23 protein-coding genes are annotated in these 22,623 nt (G+C 48.1%); 12 read left to right on the forward strand and 11 right to left on the reverse strand.

Translation table 11 applies throughout. The annotated features are described in order from the left end of the window. Window positions 1-11: 11 nt before the first annotated feature. Entirely contained in the window at window positions 12-1,643 is a 1,632-nt protein-coding gene (locus D3D03_RS09635) for a glycosyl hydrolase family 28-related protein (protein WP_199700011.1), read from the reverse strand. A 145-nt stretch (window positions 1,644-1,788) separates the two neighbouring features. Between D3D03_RS09635 and D3D03_RS09640 the strand changes: the two genes are divergently transcribed. From D3D03_RS09640 to D3D03_RS09655, 4 genes are all read left to right on the forward strand, one after another. Beyond that, window positions 1,789-2,550 carry a hypothetical protein gene (locus D3D03_RS09640; RefSeq protein WP_119923448.1) on the forward strand — a complete coding sequence of 254 codons (762 nt, stop codon included), beginning with the start codon at window positions 1,789-1,791 and terminating at the stop codon, window positions 2,548-2,550. 65 nt (window positions 2,551-2,615) lie between these two features. Next, window positions 2,616-3,122: a hypothetical protein gene (locus D3D03_RS09645; RefSeq protein WP_026831683.1), complete on the forward strand. Its 507-nt coding sequence runs from the start codon at window positions 2,616-2,618 to the stop codon at window positions 3,120-3,122. Window positions 3,123-3,409: 287 nt separating this feature from the next. Next, the gene (locus tag D3D03_RS09650) at window positions 3,410-4,393 is read left to right on the forward strand and encodes a YhdH/YhfP family quinone oxidoreductase (protein ID WP_119923449.1); all 984 of its coding nucleotides are present in this window, start codon (window positions 3,410-3,412) and stop codon (window positions 4,391-4,393) included. Between the two features lie 70 nt (window positions 4,394-4,463). Further along, window positions 4,464-5,342 carry a hypothetical protein gene (locus D3D03_RS09655; RefSeq protein WP_119923450.1) on the forward strand — a complete coding sequence of 293 codons (879 nt, stop codon included), beginning with the start codon at window positions 4,464-4,466 and terminating at the stop codon, window positions 5,340-5,342. Window positions 5,343-5,439: 97 nt separating this feature from the next. Here the strand turns inward: D3D03_RS09655 and D3D03_RS09660 are convergent, their stop codons facing one another. From D3D03_RS09660 to D3D03_RS09670, 3 genes are all read right to left on the reverse strand, one after another. After that, the gene (locus D3D03_RS09660) at window positions 5,440-6,936 is read right to left on the reverse strand and encodes a M4 family metallopeptidase (protein WP_026831686.1); all 1,497 of its coding nucleotides are present in this window, start codon (window positions 6,934-6,936) and stop codon (window positions 5,440-5,442) included. A 178-nt stretch (window positions 6,937-7,114) separates the two neighbouring features. After that, a complete protein-coding gene (locus tag D3D03_RS09665; protein ID WP_026831687.1) occupies window positions 7,115-7,546 on the reverse strand; it encodes a GyrI-like domain-containing protein in 432 nt (143 codons plus the stop codon). Between the two features lie 21 nt (window positions 7,547-7,567). Beyond that, a complete protein-coding gene (locus tag D3D03_RS09670) occupies window positions 7,568-9,061 on the reverse strand; it encodes an HD-GYP domain-containing protein (RefSeq protein WP_119923451.1) in 1,494 nt (497 codons plus the stop codon). Between the two features lie 266 nt (window positions 9,062-9,327). Between D3D03_RS09670 and D3D03_RS09675 the strand changes: the two genes are divergently transcribed. The 5 genes from D3D03_RS09675 (at window position 9,328) to D3D03_RS09695 (ending at window position 14,987) form a co-directional block, all read left to right on the forward strand. Further along, window positions 9,328-11,718, forward strand: a complete 2,391-nt coding sequence (locus tag D3D03_RS09675; RefSeq protein ID WP_028105426.1) for an immune inhibitor A domain-containing protein — start codon at window positions 9,328-9,330, stop codon at window positions 11,716-11,718. A 264-nt stretch (window positions 11,719-11,982) separates the two neighbouring features. Beyond that, complete coding sequence (locus D3D03_RS09680; RefSeq protein ID WP_012371797.1) at window positions 11,983-12,183, forward strand: cold-shock protein; 201 nt, start codon at window positions 11,983-11,985, stop codon at window positions 12,181-12,183. A gap of 126 nt (window positions 12,184-12,309) precedes the next feature. Beyond that, the gene (locus D3D03_RS09685; protein ID WP_119923452.1) at window positions 12,310-13,275 is read left to right on the forward strand and encodes a ring-cleaving dioxygenase; all 966 of its coding nucleotides are present in this window, start codon (window positions 12,310-12,312) and stop codon (window positions 13,273-13,275) included. A gap of 77 nt (window positions 13,276-13,352) precedes the next feature. Beyond that, window positions 13,353-13,652: a DUF3817 domain-containing protein gene (locus D3D03_RS09690; protein WP_026831691.1), complete on the forward strand. Its 300-nt coding sequence runs from the start codon at window positions 13,353-13,355 to the stop codon at window positions 13,650-13,652. Window positions 13,653-13,754: 102 nt separating this feature from the next. Further along, a complete protein-coding gene (locus D3D03_RS09695) occupies window positions 13,755-14,987 on the forward strand; it encodes a DEAD/DEAH box helicase (protein WP_026831692.1) in 1,233 nt (410 codons plus the stop codon). Window positions 14,988-15,044: 57 nt separating this feature from the next. Here D3D03_RS09695 and D3D03_RS09700 read toward each other — a convergent pair whose 3' ends face one another. From D3D03_RS09700 to D3D03_RS09710, 3 genes are all read right to left on the reverse strand, one after another. Beyond that, window positions 15,045-15,458 (reverse strand): DUF2231 domain-containing protein, encoded by a 414-nt coding sequence (locus tag D3D03_RS09700; RefSeq protein ID WP_026831693.1) that lies wholly within the window; start codon window positions 15,456-15,458, stop codon window positions 15,045-15,047. A gap of 76 nt (window positions 15,459-15,534) precedes the next feature. Next, a complete protein-coding gene (locus D3D03_RS09705) occupies window positions 15,535-16,704 on the reverse strand; it encodes a sensor histidine kinase (RefSeq protein WP_119923453.1) in 1,170 nt (389 codons plus the stop codon). After that, window positions 16,697-17,374, reverse strand: a complete 678-nt coding sequence (locus tag D3D03_RS09710; protein ID WP_119923454.1) for a response regulator transcription factor — start codon at window positions 17,372-17,374, stop codon at window positions 16,697-16,699. The genes D3D03_RS09705 and D3D03_RS09710 overlap by 8 nt, the downstream gene beginning before the upstream one ends. A gap of 111 nt (window positions 17,375-17,485) precedes the next feature. Between D3D03_RS09710 and D3D03_RS09715 the strand changes: the two genes are divergently transcribed. Genes D3D03_RS09715 through D3D03_RS09725 form a run of 3 tightly spaced genes read left to right on the forward strand, consistent with a single transcriptional unit; the run spans window position 17,486 to window position 19,258 of the window. Next, complete coding sequence (locus tag D3D03_RS09715) at window positions 17,486-17,788, forward strand: hypothetical protein (RefSeq protein WP_119923455.1); 303 nt, start codon at window positions 17,486-17,488, stop codon at window positions 17,786-17,788. Window positions 17,789-17,801: 13 nt separating this feature from the next. Next, complete coding sequence (locus D3D03_RS09720) at window positions 17,802-18,695, forward strand: FAD:protein FMN transferase (RefSeq protein WP_119923456.1); 894 nt, start codon at window positions 17,802-17,804, stop codon at window positions 18,693-18,695. Next, complete coding sequence (locus tag D3D03_RS09725; protein WP_119923457.1) at window positions 18,683-19,258, forward strand: ferric reductase-like transmembrane domain-containing protein; 576 nt, start codon at window positions 18,683-18,685, stop codon at window positions 19,256-19,258. The genes D3D03_RS09720 and D3D03_RS09725 overlap by 13 nt, the downstream gene beginning before the upstream one ends. Window positions 19,259-19,271: 13 nt before the next feature. Here the strand turns inward: D3D03_RS09725 and D3D03_RS09730 are convergent, their stop codons facing one another. The 4 genes from D3D03_RS09730 to D3D03_RS09740 form a co-directional block, all read right to left on the reverse strand. After that, window positions 19,272-20,057 (reverse strand): alpha/beta hydrolase, encoded by a 786-nt coding sequence (locus D3D03_RS09730; protein WP_119923458.1) that lies wholly within the window; start codon window positions 20,055-20,057, stop codon window positions 19,272-19,274. Window positions 20,058-20,221: 164 nt separating this feature from the next. Beyond that, on the reverse strand, window positions 20,222-21,778 hold the full coding sequence (locus D3D03_RS09735) for an ABC-F family ATP-binding cassette domain-containing protein (RefSeq protein ID WP_026831699.1): 1,557 nt from the start codon (window positions 21,776-21,778) through the stop codon (window positions 20,222-20,224). A 27-nt stretch (window positions 21,779-21,805) separates the two neighbouring features. Then, a complete protein-coding gene (locus tag D3D03_RS16805; protein ID WP_012371785.1) occupies window positions 21,806-21,979 on the reverse strand; it encodes a hypothetical protein in 174 nt (57 codons plus the stop codon). 86 nt (window positions 21,980-22,065) lie between these two features. After that, window positions 22,066-22,512: a hypothetical protein gene (locus D3D03_RS09740; RefSeq protein ID WP_119923459.1), complete on the reverse strand. Its 447-nt coding sequence runs from the start codon at window positions 22,510-22,512 to the stop codon at window positions 22,066-22,068. Between the last annotated feature and the right edge of the window lie 111 nt (window positions 22,513-22,623).

Consider the following 22,623-nt stretch of genomic DNA (forward strand, 5'->3'; position numbering starts at 1 on the left):
CCGGAAACCAGTTATGTCGAATGCGTGCGGACCGGTACTTTATAGCCGGTCGCGATAAACCGTTCGAGTTCAGGTTCGGACTTGGCATTCAGACCGACCGTCCCATCGCCTTTGATGGCGACATTTGCCAACCGGATGTGCTCGATGCTTGGACCAATCGTAATGCCGTGTTTGGCAGAGTCCTCGATTCGGACGTCGATCAATCGGACATCTTCTGCCCGGTTGTCGCCCCCGAATATTTGAATATCCGTTTTGGCGCGTCGGAAACCACTCATCTTGACTTGGCTCAATGTCACGTTACGGGCTTTGTATTGAATCCCGATCACCGGTTGTTCCTGGTAATCATAATAGGGATCACCGAGCACTGTGAAGTCATGAATGACGACGTTCCGATAGGCGGAGACGATCAAGGCACGCGGCTTCGAATTTTGGTACAGCGGCGTATACTGCGGTGTCTGGGCAATCAGACGTGTCGCGACGATATTGTAGGCGGTCTGCGACGTCGGATCCGTTGCTTGATGATGTCCGATATGTCGGAAGTTAAACGAACGGTGGTCATCAACGGATAAGTGACCGACGATTTTAACGGTCGATGCGGCGGAAGACGTTGCGTGCGCTTTGATTTCAAGTCCGCCGAAACAACGTGTCGTCGCATTGTTGAACAACCAGACATCACGGGAACCGTCATCGATTTCAATCCCGTTTGAATTCGAAAAACCTGAAACATGCGCCCGTCCGCTCGGATCACGCATAAAACAGTGTGAGATGAACAGATGATCGCTGTGATGGGTCGTGATGCCGTCGTCCCCAAAACCGGATCCCGTCAGTCCGTCGAACCAGATGAACGAACTGCTGAGGTTGGCGCGTGCACCGTCCCCGTTGTAATTGTAATAGGGGGTTGAGATATCAAAGCAGTGCAGACCCGGATTGACGGCATCGACGTCAAACACCCAACCGTACGTCACATGGGCATAGGTCAAACAACTAGAATGATTGCCCCACGTACTGCTCTTTTTCGCATCCCCGATCCGTTCGATGTTCCAATCCAGTGTCATCCGTTCGACGAGCAGATGATGGTTACCGAGTAAGTAGTTTTGATTCGTGATCAACCGGCGTCCTTTGGGAGCCGCATCGTGGAGCTTAATGATCGTCTGTCCTTTGCCGTCTCCAGTCAAAATCGTATAATTCGGCAGACGGATGCCGCGGACGAGATACGTGCCGGCCGGGACATGGACTTGGCGGTGTCCGTCAGCGAGTGCTTCCTTAAAGGCGAGTGTATCGTCCGTCACACCGTCCCCGACCGCTCCGTAAGCCCGGACATCAACCTTTTCAACCTGGCTGATCAATTGTTCAAATTCATACGTCAGCCGACCGAACCAACTTGGTCGGATTTCGTCCTGTTCACTGACAAAAGCCTTCGTCAACGGCAGAATATGTTTATCCCGATCCGTCAAAAAGAGCGGCGAAATCAAAGACCGGAGATAACGGCTCGGATGAGGTGTTCGACGCGGTGCAACGAACGGACTGTCTTTCATCAGTTGCTCCGCCCGAAGAACGGCCTCCCCGTTCGACTTCGTTTCGGTATATTCCGCAATCAATTGACCATTTTGATACGGATCATGTGTTTCATCTAATCTCAGCATCTGGAAACCCCTCTCTAAAAATCACTCTTTTCCTTTTCCCGTCCCCTTTCGGATTCAAGCCCCTTTCTGAAAAAAACAAAAAATTCCGATAATTAGGATGGAACTCGTATATAATGGATAAAAATGACATTAAAGAGGTGGGGACATGCGCTTTCGAAGTCGGTTGTTCATTTTGATTGGTGTGGTCATTCTAGGGCTGGGTATCATGAAACCATTAGTTCAGGCAGGATACAAGACATTACAAACCGTTGAAGTATTTCCGGGGGGCGGTGCACAACAACAGTGTGTAAGAGAGTGTGAATCCAAACCTTTGACGTTTTGGTGGTCGTACCTGTTCAAGAAAAAAGAATTACCGCCTGGACAAGTTAAATATGGATATGAGACGAATGAACCGGTAGAAGGCGGAGGAAAACCACAAAAAGAAAAATTTATTTCCCTTGGATTTCATCCGTTTTCAAAAGGAGAAGGCGAAGAGGGCGAGAACGGCTTTCCGTATCTGCTGGTCGCAACCGGTCTCGCCGGTTTAGTATTACTGTTTCTGATCGGACGCCGTTTCCGAAAACGAAAGAAATGGGACAGTACTGAAGACGAGTTAGTACCACGTTCGGTTCGAATAAAAAAACGCCTGGGAGAAACGAATCCAGAAGACGAACTGCCGCCTTTACCGGTCGAGCAGGTCCGGCAACAAGTCGTCTTGTTTAACCGTCAGCTCCCCCCAAAATTGAAACGCCGGGAGACCGAGTCGTTCCGGGAATGGTTCGAACGGATCGGTTTTCAACCGTCCCTTGAGTTACAACGGTTATATGAAATGGTGCGCTATGATCCGAACCAATCAACCGATGTGACGGTAACGGTATTGGTGGACATTGAAAATGATTTTTCCAGTTATCTCGGGCAACTCAAATGAAACCTTTCATAATCTCAGGACGTAATAAACACTAGAGCAGGATCAGGAAACGGGGGGACTGAACAATGTACTTAGCAGATGCTGTGAAATTAAAAAGTATCTTACGGAAACAACTCGAACAATTAGTCGAAGAAGTGGACCGGATTGCGTTCATTGATCTTGAAAAAGGGGAGGCTTTGCCGACCGGTCAAGAGCGGACGCTACTGGATGTCGAATCGGCGATGGATGAAGTTCGCCGGGATATGCGGACACTGGACCGGTTAGTTTATGCGGCGAACTTGTCGACGACGATCGAGACGACAGAAGGTGAAGTACCTCTCGTCGAAGCGATTGAACTGGCGACCCAACTCCGGGCAAAAGCCACACAGTTCCAAGAACTCGCCGCCCGTCCGAAACGCGAATTCCAATATGGATTTGAAGGGACGACCGTCATCCGGCATGCGTTGTATGATCCGGACGCCTACCGGGTTAAAGCGCAGGAGATGGAACGGGCAGCACATCGGATTTCAAATGCGATCAATGCCGCCAATTACCGGACGGAAATTGATTTTGACGGTACACGTTACATGTAAGACTCTGGTCAGGTGAGACTCCTGATCAGGGACGGCGATTCTGACACAAACCTCTTCCGATCGGGAATTTCAACGGCCACGGCACACCCATGACCACTGACCGATGACGTTCTGACCTGTCACCAGTGACTACCTGCGGAAAAACGTTTCTTTTCGTCAGACGCCAAAAACCGTGAGTGCTTCGGCATTCACGGTTTTTTTGTATGAACAAAATATACATAAAAGGTATGCCGATGACCGTGTTCGGGTATAGCTTACTGGAGTCATTCATGGAAGGGGACCTGAAGATGAACGATACATTCAAAGCATTTATTGTCCGGGAACAGGAGGGGGAGTTGACAGGAGCACTCGAACAGAAGCAGATCGCCGACTTGCCGGCAGGAGACGTGTTAATTCGTGTCGACTACTCGTGCGTCAACTACAAGGATGCGTTGTCCGTCACGGGGAACCGGGGGGTGACGAAACAGTATCCGCATACACCGGGTGTCGATGCAGCAGGTCATGTCGTCAGCTCGACCGATGCACGGTTTCAAGAGGGAACGGCAGTCGTCGTCAATGGATTTGATTTTGGGATGAACACATCAGGCGGCTTTCAGGAATACATACGTGTCCCCGGAGACTGGATCACACCGTTACCGGACGGACTCACGGCGTTTGAAGCGATGGCGTACGGTACGGCCGGTTTGACCGCCGCGCAGTCAGTGGAGGAACTATTGCAACGGGTGAAACCGGATGATGGTCCGGTGCTCGTCACAGGCGCGACGGGTGGTGTCGGCAGTGTTGCTGTCGCACTTCTTCTGAAGCTCGGATTCACCGTTCATGCCGTCACGGGAAAAGAAGCGGAAGCAGATCGTTTGAAACAAGCAGGCGTGACGGAAGTATTATCCCGACAATCGTTTTTGGACGAAACAACGCGTCCCTTGAAGAAGGGAAGTTATGCCGGCATCATCGATACGGTTGGTGGACCGTTGCTTGCGTCCGTTATTCGATATGTCCAATATGGAGGATTAGTCACGACATGCGGCAACGTCGGCGGGGCTGAGATGACGCTCACTGTCTACCCGTTTATCCTGCGCGGCGTTCGCTTGATTGGAATCGATGCCGTCCAAGTACCGGTTTCGGAGCGCACCCGTCTCTGGGAGCACCTCGCGGATGACTGGCGATTACCGGTCCAGGAATGGGTCGAAACAAAAAGTTTACACGATCTTCCGGACGTCGTAGCGTCTCTGCTCGACGGAACCCATCAAGGCAGAACTGTCATCGAAATTTAACCACTGTGGACAGGTTGTTCGATGGTATAGTGGTTAAAAAGTGTCTCGATCAATTCAGGAGGAACAATAGATGAGTCAAAATGAACAACAAACGGAACAAGAACGCTTATCACGAAAAGAACGCCGGAAGCAGAAACGGAATCGGCGGAGTGTCGCGCTGGGCGGGATATTAGCAACCGTCCTGATTGTTGGTGGATGGGGTTACATGGTGTCGACAAATGATGCGAGTCAAGCGACATCGACTGTGGAATCACCTAAGTCCGTCGACGGCGAAAAAGAAAAAGAGACAAACACGGAAAAGTCAGCCTCGACCGATCAAAAGAAAACTGATCAAAAGAAAAAAGAGTCAAAAGCAAAGAAGAAGGCGGATAAACCGGAAATCAGCCAAGCCGCATGGGTCACACGTCCCTTTGCTGATGTCTATCAGGATGCAAACCGGAGCAGCGTCATCTATAAAGCGGATTTAGGTGACGTCTACGAAATTCTGGATGCAGAAAATGGAATGGTGCACTTGAAACTAAGTGACGCCGTCGAAGGATACATTCCGGAAACGGACGTCCGGATGGATGTCCCGTCCGATGTCAAAGACAAGACACTGCTTGCGACATTGCAACAGGTTGTCGCCAATCAACCGATCGAGAAACCGGAACAATATCTTGGTCAGCCGCTTGAGAAATTCGAAGCGAAGTACGGTGCACTTGGAAACACGCAAAAGGATGCCGTCAACACGTATCATTTCTCAAATGCAGGTTATCTGCTTGTCGTATCGGATGGTATCATCGAAGCCATCGACTGGACGAATGCTTCAGCTTCCGGGCTGTCTGCTTTAGGAGAGCCGGTCGTTGAAACGAGTTATGGCACGTGGTATCAGGGCGAAAAACTGCAACTGAAAGCCTTCCCGGACAATGGGTCGACACGATTGCGTCTCGCACGTGATCCCGGAAAATAAGTAAAAGCGGTCTGTCTTTGACAGGTCGCTTTTTTCGCGTAAAAAACCTCCCGAGTCATGGACTCAGGAGGTCGAAAATCCTTGGGAGGAAGTTTTCTTAGTAGACGCCGACAGCATCAAATGATTTGGCAGCGGCTGTTGCTTCTGCACTTGTTGCACCGTAAAGATCTTTTGCCGACTGAATGACTGCTGCACGAAGTGAGCTGAAGTTCGAGTTCGGAGTCAAGTAGACGTTAAGCGCACGGTAGTAGATCGCACCAAGTTTCGGTACACCGATTCCTGTAACGGATACATTGTAGAATGTGCCGCCGTTTGCAAGGAGGTACGCTGATTTGTTGATGATACCAGAGTTGATGTGGACACCACCGTTATCTTGTGTTCCTGTGTAGCGTTTTGAGTAGTGGTCCGGATCACCGTAAGCTGCCGGGTTCGACATTGAACGGAGTGCGTCACCGCTTACACCTGGCGTGTAGATGTCTTCACCGACGAGCCAGTCGAAGTTCGATCCGACAGAGTACTCAGCAACCGTACCCATGATATCGGAAACCGCTTCGTTGATGGCACCAGACTCATTTTGATAGACGAGACCAGCTGTGTATTCTGTAACAGCGTGCGTCAATTCGTGCGCAACGACGTCAAGTGCACCAGAGAGAGCGACGAAAGTTGTTCCGTCTCCATCACCGTAAACCATCTTCGTTCCGTCCCAGAATGCGTTGTTGTAGTTCGTCGAGTAATGGACCGTCGAGTTCAAGCGTGCGCCCGCATTGTCATAACTGTTGCGGCCGTACGTGTTTTTGTAGAAGTCATACGTTTTTGCTGCGTTGACGTGTGCACTGACGGCAGCGCGGTCGTAAGTAGCGTTGAAGACGTTATCCGCATCTGCCCAGAGTGTTCCCGGAAGTGATGTACGGTTTTTCGCGTCGTATGTGTAAACACCTTTTCCGCGCGTCGTATCTTGAAGATAGTATTTGCCGGCACTCAACGTCGTGTTGAACGTTGCGCTTGTTCCGAGTACTGTCGTACCTGTTGCGTGAGCCAGTTGGTCGAATTTGTTGATGACCTTACCTGAGTTTGCATCGATGAAGTATGTCCAGCGTGACGGCTCGCCGCCTGCTAAGACAGTCGATGTGATTTTGTAAGCATAGACCGCATCATTTTTAACTGGATAGATGACGAGTTCAGCTTTTGGAGCCACTTCGAATTCAGTTGCTTTGATTGCTTTTTTGTATAGTTTGAGTGCTTTCTTCTCAGAGATTGCTGCTTTTTTAGCGAGACCTGGTTTTCCTTTGACGTCAACGGCGTCGTTGACGACTGCTTTTAATGTACCGTCTTTCGCAACGTTACCGACGACGACACTACCGAAGACCGGGACGCCATCCACTTCTTGTTGGAGACGTACGATGTTAGAAGATCCATCTTTTTGGACATCTTGTACAGAGAAGTCACCTTTTTTATTGACGTACTCTTTGACGATCGATGCAGCAGGTTCTGATGAAGCTTTCGTCAGCTTACCAGATTGAAGACCTTCTGCTCCGACGACTGTAGGAACGACAAGTACACTTGCGACAAGCGATGTAGCGAGAAACTTTTTCAAAATAAATCGCCTCCTTGTTTGGGTTGAGTCTAACTATGCCAAAGAAAGGAGAAACCGAGAATAAGCCGTTCGCATTAATTAGAATTTTCAGATTATAGTACTTAATACCCGTACTGAATAGTTAAGTGACCGAAAAAAAGAGAAGAAGAAAGTAAAAAAACCGCTTCAGAAAGCGGTTTTAGAGAATGCGTTGATAGAGATGATGTGTCTTGTCACGTGTCTCATCAATTTTAAAATCAAGCGGGTCAAGGGTGATTCCCTGCTTCTGAGCGAACCGCTGAATCTTTTCAAACGATTTCCAAATCTCGATATCGGGACCTTCATGTTTCCAGAACACATAACGGGCAGATGGAATATGATGTCCTTTCATGCCTTTTGGGACATGATCGAGCGAAGCAACGGGAAGGCCGATACATTGTGTATGTTTCGTTCCGCGTTGTCCGAGTGATAAATCGAGCGGATAACTGCCCGGTTCTGCGGGAATCTCATGTGAGCGACGTGAGAACTCACGCCATAATTCCGGCATCAAGGTATGCAGTTCATTTTCTTCGCAAGTCAGACCAAGTCCGATGACATACAGTTCGTGACGATCCACAATTTTAGGATGCATGAGAAACTCCTTTCATGGTAATCAAGAGGCAGTAATGACAGAACGTCTCTTCAAATCCAGGAACAGTTGCGTAAAGGAAGCATCCCACTGTGTCCCGCTACCGTCTTCCAAGATAGCGAGTGCTTTTTCGACGGGCATTCCTTTCCGGTAGGGACGATCGGATGTCATGGCGTCATAGGCATCGGCAATCGCCATGATGCGTCCGAAGACGGGAATCGCTTCACCGGCTAATCCTTCTGGGTATCCTTTTCCATCATAGCGTTCATGGTGGTACTTTACCCCGGGAAGAATCGGTTGTAACTTCATTGGAAGATGAACTTGCGATAGAATGTGCACCCCGATGACGGGATGTTGTTTGATTTTATCGAATTCCTCTTCCGTCAATCGTCCTTCTTTTAAGAGCACATCATCCCGGATGCCGATTTTTCCGATGTCATGCAAGAGGGCCGATTTACGCAGCAACTCGACTTGATCGTCGGCTAATCCGGCGGCACGGGCAATCTCAACCGAGTATTCTGCGACACGTAACGAATGTCCGGCTGTATAAGGATCACGGGCATCAAGCGTCGCGGCAAACAAGGTAAATAAGCTGTCGAGCAACTTTTCATTTTCCTGATCCCGGCCTTGGATGCCTTCGACCATCAAGTTGAATCCGCCGATCAATTGAGAGAATTCATCGGAAAACGGATTGGCAATCGTATTCAATTGTCCGGATTTAATCTGGGCAACGCCGTCCTGCAGAGCCAAAATCGGTTTTTGGATATTTTCATATAGAAGCAAACTGCAGAATGTGGCAAGACACAGGATGACGATCAAAATCAACGTCGACCAACTCCAGTAGGAACGCAAACTTTCGTTTTCCGTCAATTGGACGGCAGAGGCGAGAACGAATAACAGGATCGGAAAAACACCGATGATCAAGGTGCTGATCAACATTTTTTGGCGGAGGCTGATGAAATCTTTTTTGGTCAGCATCAACTCACCGTAACCACGCATGCGAGCCTGTGCCGTCAGTTCTGCCAACATCGCTTCCGTCACACGGTACGTCAGGAAGAATTCAATCAAGGCGTGTAAAATCGCGACAAGTACAGCCCCGAAACAAGCGAGACCAATCAGATAATAGGGCATATCGAGCCATCCAAAACGAATCGCCAGAGCCGTCAATCCGGATGAAGGAATCGAGAGACCGAGGAAGTGTGGACCAAGAATCCGTCTGATCGTCAACAAAGGGAAGCGGTGGGTCGTCCGAAAAGCAGCAGTCAATTGCTCCTGGCTTGGAAAGGAGTTTTGGAAAACTTGATAAAGCGGACGCATATGTTTTTTGTAAACCGTATATTCAAAACTGAACATCGTGATGACGGAAATCGTCATGATCGTCAATAAAACCACCCGTTCACGTACATCAAAGGTCAGTGTTTCAAAGATAAAGAGACAACCGACACCAAACACGGCGACGAATGAGCCGATCAAATAGTTTTTTAAAAGCTGCCGTTCGAATTTCTGTAGAGGTGACATGAAAGTCCTCCTTCAATAAAATATGAAATCAAGATTGGTTCTGTATGTATGAAGCTTGATGGCTGGGACAAAGAAAAAGACAGGCTGTTTATTACATCTATCGGCAGATTTTAAAAAACATGAACTAAATCCCAAAAATAGGTATGGTTACAAAGCACTAATTGTTAAAAAACTGATTGATTAACGGAATAAAACAATTTATGATTTGAATATTCAGAAAAGTTCACTTAGTTTACTTTTCACTACTACATAGGGGGTCAGTTCACGTGGGAAAAAAGAAACAGCTTAGTCTAGCCGTCTTGTCCGGCATCACCGCGGCTGCATTTGCCGTCGGTCCAGTTTTACCTGGTGGGAAGGTAAAATCGGTTGAGGCTGCTGAAAAAGTCGCAGCAGGAGCACCGATGGACTTGAACACGGTCGATCAGGAACGCTTATTGAAAGTGCTTGAAAAACGTGGGGTCGTCTCAAAAGCAGCATCAGCAGAAGCAAAACAAAAGGCTGTTCAAAAGTACTTGGACAAAAAAGCCAACGGAAAACCGACTGTTGATCATGAAGAGCATGATCACGAATCAGGTAAAGAAGAAGCATTTGATCAAAAAACAAAAGACTTTTTGACGAAACAAAAAGAACAGTTGGCAAAACAACTCAAGAAAAATCATAACAACTACAAAAAGGGTAAAAAGGATGGTTTTGTCAAAGTCGATAAAGCTAAACAAGCACCTTATAACGGCGCTGTCCGCTCAGACAAAGTCCTTGTTTTATTAACAGAGTACAGCGATTTCAAGCATAACAACGTCGTCCAAGAGGAAGGCTATATGTATGCGGACAACTTCAATAAAGAACATTACGAAAAATTGATGTTCGGTGACGAAGAGTTCAAATTGTTTAATGGAGAGAAAGTCAAAACGTTTAAACAATATTATGAAGAACAATCAGGTGGAAGCTATACGGTCGACGGGAAAGTATCCGATTGGTTGACAGTTCCGGGAACAGCAAAAGATTACGGTGCAGACAGTCCAAAAGGTGGAAACGATAACCTCGGACCAAAAGGACCACGTGATCTCGTCAAGGATACGTTGAATGCGGCTGTCAAAGCAGGCATCAACCTGGCCGATTACGATACGTTTGATCAATATGACATCGACGGCGACGGTAACTTCAATGAGCCGGATGGTCTGGTCGATCACTTGATGATCATTCATGCCGGAACCGGTCAAGAAGCAGGTGGCGGTAAGCTCGGTGATGATGCGATTTGGTCACACCGTTGGACACTTGGGAATGTCTATCCGGTCGAAAACACGACTTCGAACTCAACAAACTGGGGCGGAAAGATGGCGGCTTATGACTACACAGTGCAACCAGAAGACGGCGCAGTCGGCGTTTTTGCGCATGAATTTGGTCACGATTTAGGTCTTCCGGATGAGTACGATACACAGTACACAGGTCAAGGTGAGCCGGTAGCTTCATGGTCGATCATGAGCGGCGGTAGCTGGAACGGAAACGTAGCCGGGACAGAACCAACAAGTTTCTCACCACAAAACAAAGAGTACTTCCAAACATTGATGGGCGGAAACTGGGCGAACATTCAAACAGTCGACTTTGATTCGCTCTCAAAAGCGGGAACAGCTTCTTACCTGGATCAAAGTGTCACGAAATCAAAAAATCCAGGCATCATCAAAGTCAACTTACCGAAAAAACCGGTCAAAGGCATTGCGCCGGCATTCGGTAAAAAATACTACTACAGCACGAAAGGTAACGATCTCCACACGTCAATGACATCACCGGAATTCGATTTGACGGCAGCGACATCAGCGAAATTTGATTACAAAGCGTACTTCGACGTCGAATTCGACTATGACTTCTTGGAAGTCACGGCAACAGCTGACGGCGTATCAAAAGTCATCGATGTCATCGGAGATGAAGATACGGATGGCGATCAGCGTGCCGAATCTTCAAAAGGTGCATGGGTCGACAAATCGTATGACCTCAGTGAATTTGCCGGCAAAAAAGTCACGTTGACGTTTGACTATACAGGGGATGCGGGTCTTGCCCTGGACGGTTTCGCACTTGATAACGCGAAATTGACAGTCGACGGAAAAGTCGTCTTTGAAGATGATGCAGAAGGTACACCGAAATTTAAATTAGACGGCTTCATTGCTTCTGATGGTTTCAGTTATGCCGATAACGCATACTACCTCGAATGGCGGAACTATGCAGGCTCAGACAAAGCACTTGAGCATGCACGCGGTGTCAAGTACAACACCGGTCTTGTCGTATGGTATGCCGACAGCAGCTTTACAGATAACTGGGTTGGTGTTCACCCGGGTGAAGGTTTCCTCGGTGTCGTCGATTCGCATCCTGAAGCAATCGTCGGAACGCTTAAAGGCCAACCGGTCGTTGCAGGAAGCACACGTTACCAAATCGCGGATGCTGCGTTCAGCTATGATAAAGCACCGGCTTGGGTCATCGATTCGCCGACACGTGGTCTGTACGACTACAAAGGACTTGCAGGTGTCACGAAGTTTGATGATTCAAAATCGTACATCAATCAGTTGATCCCGGATGCAGGAAAACTGCTTCCGAACAACGGTCTTAAAATTCAAGTCATCGGTGAAGCGAAAGATAACTCAGCAGGAGCTGTCTGGATCCACCGTTAAGAAACAGAAGCAGGTTCGGATCATTCCGAATCTGCTTTTTTGCTTGAAAAGTGGAATCAATTGGAAAAAATACTGGTCAGACAACTTGACTTTTAAAGCGCAATCATTCTATAATAACGGTAGCTTAATATTGTTATTGTCACTACTGATTCACATTGCGTCACGAACAATCTTTTCGTCGCTCCATGTATTTCGGGACAATAATGAATTTCTTTCATATGCCGTGCATATGTATTAAGTAATTTATTTTTGGAGGTTGTTCCCATGAACACAGGTAAAGTAAAATGGTTTAACGCAGAAAAAGGTTTCGGTTTCATCGAAGTTGAAGGCGGAGAAGACGTATTCGTACATTTCTCAGCAATCACTGGTGAAGGCTTCAAATCACTTGACGAAGGTCAAGAAGTTGAATTTGAAATCACTGAAGGCGCACGTGGAGCACAAGCTGCTAACGTCGTAAAACTTTAATTTTAACTATTCAATCGTCCTTTTTCGAAAGGGCGATTTTTTTAATGGGTTAATATCTTGAATTCAAGATAAATGTACGATATACTGACGGTACGAATTAAAAACAACCAAAAGGACGTGACAAACATGGAGTTACTCGGTATTCATCATGTGTCAATCTTAACCGGAATGGCAGAGCGGAATTATCAGTTTTATACACAAGTTCTTGGGATGCGTCTCATCAAAAAAACCGTCAATCAGGACGACACGACATCGTATCACCTTTTTTACGGAGATGCTGAAGGCAATCCGGGGACGGATCTGACGTTTTTTGATATCCCGCATCTCGGGACGGGTGTACCGGGTGCTTCGAGTATTTCTTCGACATCACTCCGTGTCAAAGCGACGGACTCACTCAAGTTTTGGACAGAGCGTTTTACAGCGCAAGGAATCGATCATGATGCGATCGTGGAACGGGCAGGGCGGCAGACGCTCGCTTTTCGTGATCAAGAAGGTACTCGGTTGATTCTCGTTGCAGAAGATGGGGAACAAGGTGTCGCAGGTGGTGTACCTTGGAAACACGAGGAGATTCCGGCGGAGCATGCCATCGTCGGATTAGGTGCCGTAACATTGACCGTCAATGATCCGGCACCAACAGCACTCGTCTTGACAGAAGTGTTGGGCTTTAAACAAGTCGGAAGTTATCCGTCGCTTGCCGGTGATTTTGCAGAGATTGAAGTCTACTCGACAGGACAAGGCGGGATCGGCGCTGAGGTACATCTCGAAGCCCGTCCGGATCTCGACCGGGAACGCTTGGGTCGTGGTGGTGTCCATCATGTCGCCTTCCGTGTTCCGAACAGCGCAGAGTATGATTTATGGGTGGAACGGCTCAACCAGTATCGTCTGCCGAATTCGGGTAAGGTCGACCGCCACTATTTCCAAGCACTTTATTTCCGGGAACCGAACCACATCTTATTCGAGTTATCCACGGATACACCTGGATTTGCGACAGATGAATCGGTCGAAACGCTTGGCGAGACATTGGCACTTCCACCGTTCCTCGAGCCAAAGCGCCAAGAGATTGAAGCACGACTCCGTCCGCTCGAAATCTGACAATCCTGTGACACAGGTCACAGACCGGCTGACGTCCCGTATACTAAAAGAAGTAAACAGGAAAAAGGAGTGACGGGATGTTAGGAACTACGTTAGGTCAATTTCGATTGATTGCCGTGTTAGAGGGGATTTCATTTTTGGTCTTGTTGTTGATTGCGATGCCGTTAAAATATATGGCGGGCATACCGGAAGCCGTTTCAGTCGTCGGTGCCCTGCACGGTGTCTTGTTTGTCATGTACGCATTATGGTTAGCCGTCGTTAAATTTAAATACCGTTGGTCGTTTGTAAAAGCAGGGATCGCCTTTATCGCTTCGTTTATTCCATTTGGTACATTTGTACTTGATCGAAAGTTAAAACAGGAAGCAATGAACGCGTAAATTGTGTATACTAGTAAAAGCACGGCTGTGGATAACTGTTTTTGTCGATTCGAAGCAGGTTATCCACAGCTTTTTTCTGTGGATAATTTTTAGGAGGATACTATGTCAACATTTGAAGCATTACACATTCAAGAACAATGGGTGAAAAAATTACAAAAACAAGGCATTAAACAACCGACACCGATTCAGGAACAGGCGATTCCGCATTTACTGGCGGGTCGTGACTTAATAGGAAAAGCACAAACCGGGACAGGGAAGACGCTTGCGTTTTTACTACCGATCCTCGAACAAATCGATTTAGAGAGCAAAACCGTCCAAGCGTTAATCGTCGCACCGACACGAGAACTCGCGCGTCAGATTGCGGACGAAACACACAAGTTGATCCGGAACATGGAAGACATCCGTGCACTTGCTGTGTACGGTGGACAAGATGTATTCAAACAAATCCAACGTCTCGGCCGGATGCCGCAAATCATCATCGGGACACCAGGTCGGATTTTAGATCACGTCGGACGGGGAACACTTGATTTGAGTGAACTCAAGACACTGGTCTTGGATGAAGCCGATCAAATGCTGCAAATCGGATTTTTACCGGAAATCGAAGACATCATCGCGGCAGCACCTGTCGATCGTCAATTCGTCATGTTATCAGCGACGATGCCACCGAAAGTCGAACAACTCGCGAAAACGTATCTTCGTGATCCAATCGAAGTCCAAGTCGAAGCTGAAAAAGTAACGGTCGATGCGATTGAACAGTTTGTCGTCGAGACGACAGACCGCCGCAAACAGGCAACACTTCGGACGATGCTTGATGAGATGCGTCCGTATGCCGCCATCATCTTCTGCCGGACACAACGCCGTGTCAGCAAGCTGAATGAAGAATTACAGATGCAAGGATATCCGACGGATGAATTGCACGGCGGTTTGACACAAGGAAAACGTGAAAAGGCAATGGCGAAGTTCTACCAAGGCAAAACACCGTTTTTGATCGCGACGGATGTCGCGTCACGTGGTCTTGATGTCACGGGTGTCACACACGTCTTCAACTATGATTTACCGGATGATGCCGAAAGTTACGTCCACCGGATTGGTCGGACGGGACGTGCCGGAAACGACGGCGTGGCGATTTCAATCGTCACACCAAGAGACGGTCGGAGTTTCCGCGACATGGAACGCGAGCTTGGGGTCGAAGTCACACCAATCGTCGTCGAATTATCGGACGAGATGATTCGTGCGCAACATGACCAAAGTAAAGGAACAAAGGCTCCAGCAGAAGGCCGTGGCAATACACGCCGCTCGAGCAACCGCCGTCCAGGACGTGCGCACCGTAAATAAGTGAATTTAAAAAGCCCTCTTATCCACGGATAGGAGGGCTTTTTTTGTCATATCTGATTATTTGGCATACACCATCTGTCCGCCGAGATGACCGGTATACGCAAGCAGACCACTGCCGACGACGGCAACCAGTAAACTCAACATCAACATCGTTTTTTTGCTTGAACGGTAGCCCAGCAACAAGAAGACAAACGCAATCCCAAAGGCGACAAGACTGAATAACGCAAAGTGTTCATGATTCTCGACAGCAGCATGCGTTACACTGCTGAGATTGGCTTCTGCATATTCTTCTGCACCGTCACCGGACAAATAAGCGGCAGCCCCGGTCAAGAGACCTGCGAATAAGGTGATCAAAACAAATAATTTTAACTGGACCCATTTCAAGCTGAATACCAACAGAACGGTCGCAAACAGTAACAGTGCGATTGGAGCGTGGACGAGTAAGGGATGGAGCGGTACACCAGCTAACATATAAAAACCCTCCTTGATAGTAATGAGAACATACTCTTACTGTAACGAGGTTATCTGACAGTTAGCTGACGGTCCATCAAGGAATTGGAAAAACAATCGTGAAGCGTGTTCCTTCATCTGGTGTCGAATCCAGTAAGATGACGGCTTCATGTGCATCCGCAATGGAACGGGCAATTGCCAGACCAAGTCCGGTGCCGGTCCCATGCCGCGCGTGATCGCCCCGGAAAAAGCGTTCAAACACCTTGTCCTGATTTTCTTTCGGGATTCCGATGCCGTGATCGGTGATGCTCAACCGGATATCAGAGGAAGTGTGTTGCAATTGGACTTCGATGTCTGCATCGCTGTAAGCAGCGGCATTTTCTAAAAAAATCGTCACCAGTCGAATCAACTGATTCCGGTCACCTTTGATGGAAAGGTCAGCAGTCACGTCAAGATGAAGTGTACGACCGGCTAAGGTGTGGCGGAAGCGGTCGGCGGTTTGCGTGACGAGTGTACTCATGTCGAGCAACGACATCGGACCGGGATGACCTTCACGGGCGAGTAACAGTAAATCGGAGACCAGGTATTGCATCGAGGCAGTCTCTGACTTCAAATCATGTAAAATCGTTTTTCCTTCCGCGCTGAGTGGTTCGGTCTCCAATAGTTCAATACCACTGTATAAAATCGTTAAGGGGGTACGCAGTTCATGGGACGCATCAGACGTAAAACGCCGTTGCCGATCAAAGGCTTGTTGGACCGGTAAGACGGATCGACCGGCCAAGACATAGCTGACACCCATTAAGACGAGTGTAGACAGGACCGTGATTCCCGCCAACATCGCGATCAACCGTTCCAACGTATCTTCTGTCGCCGAAATGTCCTTTAAAAGAAGGGTGGATCCTTCCGGACTGGTCCGTTGATAAAGCAAAAAATGCTGACCGTCGGAAAAAATCTTTTCGGTCATTTTGTTTGAATTCAGGAATTTTCGGACAGTTTCTTTTGGCAGATCGTCGGGCAGTCGTGTATAGCGTTCCGTCCCATCCGGATTAAAGAGTTGAAAATAAATCGGATCCCGGATCACACGATCTTCCCCGTGTTCGATGCGTTCGAACAGATCACGATTCGAGACCGACTTCAATTGGTTCAACTCCGTTTGATCCAGCAACCGGGCGGTCGTGAAATAGACCCCGATTAAAATCAAAATCAACAATAATAAAAACGTGCCGCTAAACAATAACGTCAAGCGTTTCCGGATTGTCTCAAGCATGTGGATCACCGAGCCGGTAGCCGAAACCACGGACGGTTTTGATCAGGGAAGGTGCACCTGCTGCATCCAGTTTTTTGCGGACAAGCCGAACAAGTGCATCGAGCGCATTGTCGGTAATATCGGCCCCGATGCCCCAGACGATTTCAATGATCAATTCCCGCCCCATCACCTGTTCCGGACGGCGCAGTAACAACGATAAAAACTCGAACTCACGGCGTGTCAAATCAAGGGGGTGGTGGGCATAGGAAATCGTCTGCGTCGTAATATCGAGTTCCAGTTCCTGATAAGAAACGATCGAGATGAATGCTTTTTTCTGACGGCGGCTCAGGGCACGGAGTCTGGCTAACAGCTCGTTTGCCTGAAACGGTTTGACGAGATAATCGTCGGCCCCGCTGTCGAGTCCATGGACCAAATCAATTTCCGTATCGCGTGCGGTCAACATCAGGATACCGCCCTCGAAGCGTTCCCCCCGCAACTCGGTTGCAACCTCAATGCCACTTTTATGCGGCATCATCCAATCGAGGACAAGCAAATCATAACGAAACGTCTGACACTGTTCGATGGCGGATACCCCGTCATGTGCGACATCCACCTGGTAACCGGCGCGTTCAAGATGAAGGCGTAACATTTTAGCCAGACGTTCATCATCTTCTGCAATCAAGACCCGCATCCTCATTCCCCCTGTCCCGTCGTTTTTCTTATTATCCCACAGTTGTCATCAGCTAGTTGTCAGTTTTTATCGATACAGTAAAGATAACAGGAAACGAGAGGAGCAGGGACAATGAAACCAAAACCATTTGCAAAGTGGATTGTTGGTCTGAGCAGCAGTGTCTTTTTAGGTCTTGCAATCGGTCAATTGAGTGTCGCTTCGAATGATCAGCCGACGAACCCCGTTAATACAGGCGATTCCTATTCCGATGAAACGACGATTCCAAGTCAGCCGTCGCAAGGTGATGACGATGAGTGGGGTGAGTCAGATGAGGACAGTTATGAGGACGACGATGAAGGGTGGCAGAGCAACGAAACATCCGGCTTTGAACAGCCGAGCGGTGGAAGTGACGGACAGTCCAGTCATTCGAAATAGGAGGTGAATCGGAATGAATCGTCAGTTGTATGCGATGCATAACACCATTCGATTCGTCACCGATCAACCGATCACAGAGGACGAATGGCAAACCATCGAACAATTTTTTCAATATGTCGACCGTCAATGGTCACGATTTGATCCGGCGAGTGAGGTCAGCCGACTAAATGGTCTGATGGTCGGAGAATCGCTCAGTGTCTCGTTACCGCTTGCACGCTTATTGCAACGTGCGATTCGTTACTTTGAACAGACGGAGCAGTATTTTTCACCCTTTTTACTTGAGCAACAACAGGCAAATGGATACGACCGCTCGTTTCCATTCCAACGCGCCGTCGAATCGATCAGGATCGAAGCCCCACCCGAGAGCAGCCCGTTTGTAGTGGAAGGATGCGACGTGACGCGAGTGAGTCACGGTGCAATTGATTTAGGCGGCATTGGAAAAGGCGCGGCGGCGATGCTCGCGGCACAACGGTTACGAAAAAAACAACCGCGTGGTTTGATTGAGGCGGGAGGCGATGTCATCGTCTGGTCGGATACACAGCCGTGGAAGGTTGCGATCACCGATCCGCAGACGGAACAGGCGATTGCCGAAGTTCAGTTACGCCAAGGGGCGATTGCGACATCGAATCGGGTATACCGTTCGTGGAAGGTCGGACAACGCACGAACCATCATTTGTTGAGCGGCAAAACAGGTCGGCCGATTGAAACGGACGTTGTTCAAGTCACGGCTTCGGCGCCACAACTGTATGAAGCCGAAGTGATGACGAAGCTGGCGTTTCAGATGACGGAGGCGGAGCGACAGGACAAACTGTTTAAATGGTTTCCGAAGGGACGACTTTTATTGATGGATGAGTCGGGAAAAATGGTGGCGGAAGAGAAAGGGGGACAATCGATATGGACTGGGTGAAATGGTTGTTTTCGACATGGACGATGATTCGTTTAAGCGGACTGACAGGTCACTTCTTTTTGACACTGTCTGTCTTGGCGGGATTACTCGGATCTTTTCCAGCCTTGAAAAAACAAAAAGCCCGTTTGCACAACATTCATCTGTACAGCGGGTGGGCGGGATTGCTTGCGATTATCCTGCACGCGACACTGATTGTCGTCGATACGTATGCGCCGTTAACGATTCTTGAAATCATCATCCCGGGAAATGCTTCGTATGAGCCTCTTTGGAACGCTTTCGGAACAATCAGTCTCTACCTGTTTGGTTTCGTGTTGGTCACATCCGACTTCCTCAAGGAAACGCTCGGGAAAACATTATGGAAATTGACCCACTGGCTCGTCTTACCGGCATGGCTCCTGATGACCCTTCACGGTATCTTCATCGGAACCGATACGGGAACACTCTTTACGACGATCTGGTATGCCTGTTCGACACTGACCTTATTCACGCTCGTGTTGTACCGGATGCAGTTACGACCAAACGTCAAAACACAAACAAAACAGGAATCCTCCGTATCAGGGTGAGGATTCCTGTTTTTTAGCGTTGTTGCAACCACGTTGTCCAAGACTGAAAGGCTTCTTCCCGGTTGTCGATGTAGTTGTGATCGCTGTCGACGATGATTTCTTCAAACGTACCGGCATCCTGTAAGAGATCATGGTGCAGGGATTTAATGGATGTCTCGTCGCGCTCGGATGTGACAAGCAGCGCGGAACGGGTGCGCAGTTGCTCTTTTAGCGTCAGTAGATTCCACTCGGCATGATGCTTGGTCAACTCTTTTAGCAACGTGTCCCCGTCGGTATGCGACAGGAAGGTCGCGCCGCGGCTGAGAACACCGCGCAAGGCTTCCTCATGTTCCGGATACTCGAGTACCAGCTGTCCGATTAAACCAAAATTAAAAGGCGAGATGCCGATATAATGGGCAATCGTCGGGACATTTGCAAAGGCATGAAGTCCGGCAAAACCGCCCATGCTGTGACCGACGATTGTAATCTGATCGGCTGCAACATCATGTTGTGCTGTAAAGGCGGGAGAAGCAACGTGTTTCATGATCGCCGTTGCATCTTCGAGCGTATGACGAAAACGGAAGGCACCGGGGCTGCCGATCGTGCCGCGATACGAAGTGACAAGGACATGAAAACCAAGTTCCTGCAGTCGAACGGCCCAGTCCATGTTCAATTGTTTCCCGGGGAATCCGTGAAATAAGACGATCAAAGGAGCGGGACGCGTTAAGGTGGGGGAATACAGACGACAAAACAAGGACTCGTCTCCGCCGCTTTGAAGTTCAATCAGTGATAAACTCGCTTTCTTGGTGATGGTTTCCATGACATCCACTCCTTCTGAAAAGTTTCTTCTGTCATTTAGTGTGATACAAATCTACGAACAAGGCAATCGTTAAGTCTATGAATTAAAAAAAGAATGAAAAAACGACGGTTGTCTGATTCAGTGGGACACTGAAATCAAACCCCGTCGTATGTTTCCTGCGAAACTTAGAAGACCTTCGTCGTCCACGATTCACAATTCCATAAGTCCGTCGCGACGGCTTCATAAAATTCCGGTTCGTGTGAAATCAACAGAACCGTTCCTTTATAGGCTTGCAACGCACGTTTTAATTCTTCTTTTGCTTCGACATCCAAGTGGTTTGTCGGCTCATCGAGAACCAGAATGTTCGATTCCGTGTTCATCAATTTACAAAGGCGGACCTTCGCTTTCTCGCCACCACTGAGGACTTCGATTTTCGATTCGATGTGTTTTGTCATCAGTCCACATTTCGCGAGCATGGCCCGGACCTGTTGCTGCGTCAAGGACGGGAATGTGCCCCAAATTTCCTCAATACACGTATTCGAATTCTTTTCCTTGATCTCCTGTTCGAAATAGCCGATATGGAGATTTTCGCCGCGTTCGACCGTACCGGAAACGGATGGAATCTCACCAAGCAAACTCTTCAAAAGAGTGGACTTCCCAATTCCGTTTGCTCCGTGTAAGGCGATTTTTTGACCACGTTCGATCATCAAATCAAGCGGGCGTGAGAGGGGTTCGTCATATCCGATGACAAGTCCCTTCGCCTCAAACATCAACTTGCTTGGAGTCCGAGCCGTCTGGAAATGAAACTCCGGTTTTGGACGTTCTTGCGCGAGTTCGATGACATCCATCTTATCGAGTTTTTTCTGACGGGACATCGCCATGTTTCGTGTCGAGACACGTGCTTTGTTCCGGGCAACGAAGTCCTTCAGCTCAGAAATTTCCTGCTGTTGGCGTTTGAACGCCGACTCATGTTGCTTTTTCTTTGCTTCATGGACCGTCAAGAAGTTGTCGTAATCGCCGACATAACGGTTGAGCCCTTGATTCTCCATATGATAAATCAAGTTGATGACACTATTTAAGAATGGAATGTCGTGTGAAATCAGAATGAAAGCATTCTCGTAGTCATTGAGGTATCGTTTCAACCACTCGATGTGCTGGACATCAAGGTAGTTGGTCGGCTCATCCAGCAACAGGATATCTGGTTTTTCAAGCAACAGTTTTGCGAGCAGGATCTTTGTCCGTTGTCCGCCACTGAGCTCTTGCACGTCACGATCGAGTCCAATTTCATCGAGACCTAACCCACGCGCGATTTCTTCGACTTTCGCATCAATCGTATAAAAGTCATTGTTCGTTAAGATGTCTTGTAAGACACCTACTTCTTCTAACATTTTTTCGAGTTCGTCTGGTTCGACTTCGCCCATTTTCGTATAGAGATCATTGATTTCCTGCTCGATGTCGAACAAGTATTGGAATGCTCCTTTTAAGGCATCACGGATCGTGAGCCCTTTCGAAAGAACGGCGTGCTGATCCAGATAGCCGACGCGGACATGTTTCGCCCATTCGACTTTTCCTTCATCCGGTTCAAGCTGTGAAGTGATGATATTCATGAACGTCGATTTTCCCTCGCCGTTGGCTCCGACGAGACCGATGTGTTCCCCTTTTAACAAGCGAAACGAGACATCTTCGAAAATCGCACGATCGCCAAAACCGTGGCTTAAGTTTGATACCGTTAAAATACTCATAACTACTCCCTTATTTCACGAATTCAATTAGACGCCTGTCCGTTTTTTCTGGTTGTTCGTTTTTTTCGTTTTTTGGCTTGTCATTTGTTTTGTTTCTGTTCCGCGCAAACCGGTCGGACGTTTTGTTTGTGATTGTTTTTTTGCTTTTAACTGCTCGATCATTGCTTCTTGAAGCGATAATTTTTTTGGTTGTTCGCTCATGTGTGTTCACCTCGATTAATTCGTTCTTATCATCTAGTATGCCAAAAAAAACGTCTCTTGAAAACGAACTATGCTTATTTCTTTCATTAAATGATTTCTTCACCAAGGTAAATGACGTAACAATTCCGGTCGAGATCGACCTCACAGCTGTCTCGTTCGAACACCCCGTGATCGGGAACGCTCAGTTTGTCCTTGATCAGAAAGCGCATCGCTTGAATATGATTCGGGACGGTCACCGTCTTGAGAACCGGGTGGGGACCGTGATCTTGGAACCGTCTGAACTCCAAGTGAATCTGGTGCGGAGGATAGACACGATCGCTCGGATCGCGGGGCGAGGCTTCGACATGATCAACGATCAACTGATCGTATTCGCCGTCCATTTCATTGGACCGTAATTCGTACAAGTGACCTTCGATGATATGGAATTCACACAATTGATGGGCGATGATCTCATCCGGCTCGATGGCAAACCGGCTGTATTGATAAATCGATTTGAATTCATTTTGATCTTCGACATAATAGGCAAGTGACATTTGATTTCCTCCTCGAATCTTCTTAGTTGTTCTACTGCGTGGAACAAAAAAAGTTCCGGTGCGACAGAGAAACTTTTTTGCTGGAAAAAGCGTATACTTAGAATAACAAAT

This window comes from Exiguobacterium sp. RIT452 (assembly GCF_003598705.1).
GTDB lineage: Bacteria > Bacillota > Bacilli > Exiguobacteriales > Exiguobacteriaceae > Exiguobacterium_A > Exiguobacterium_A undae.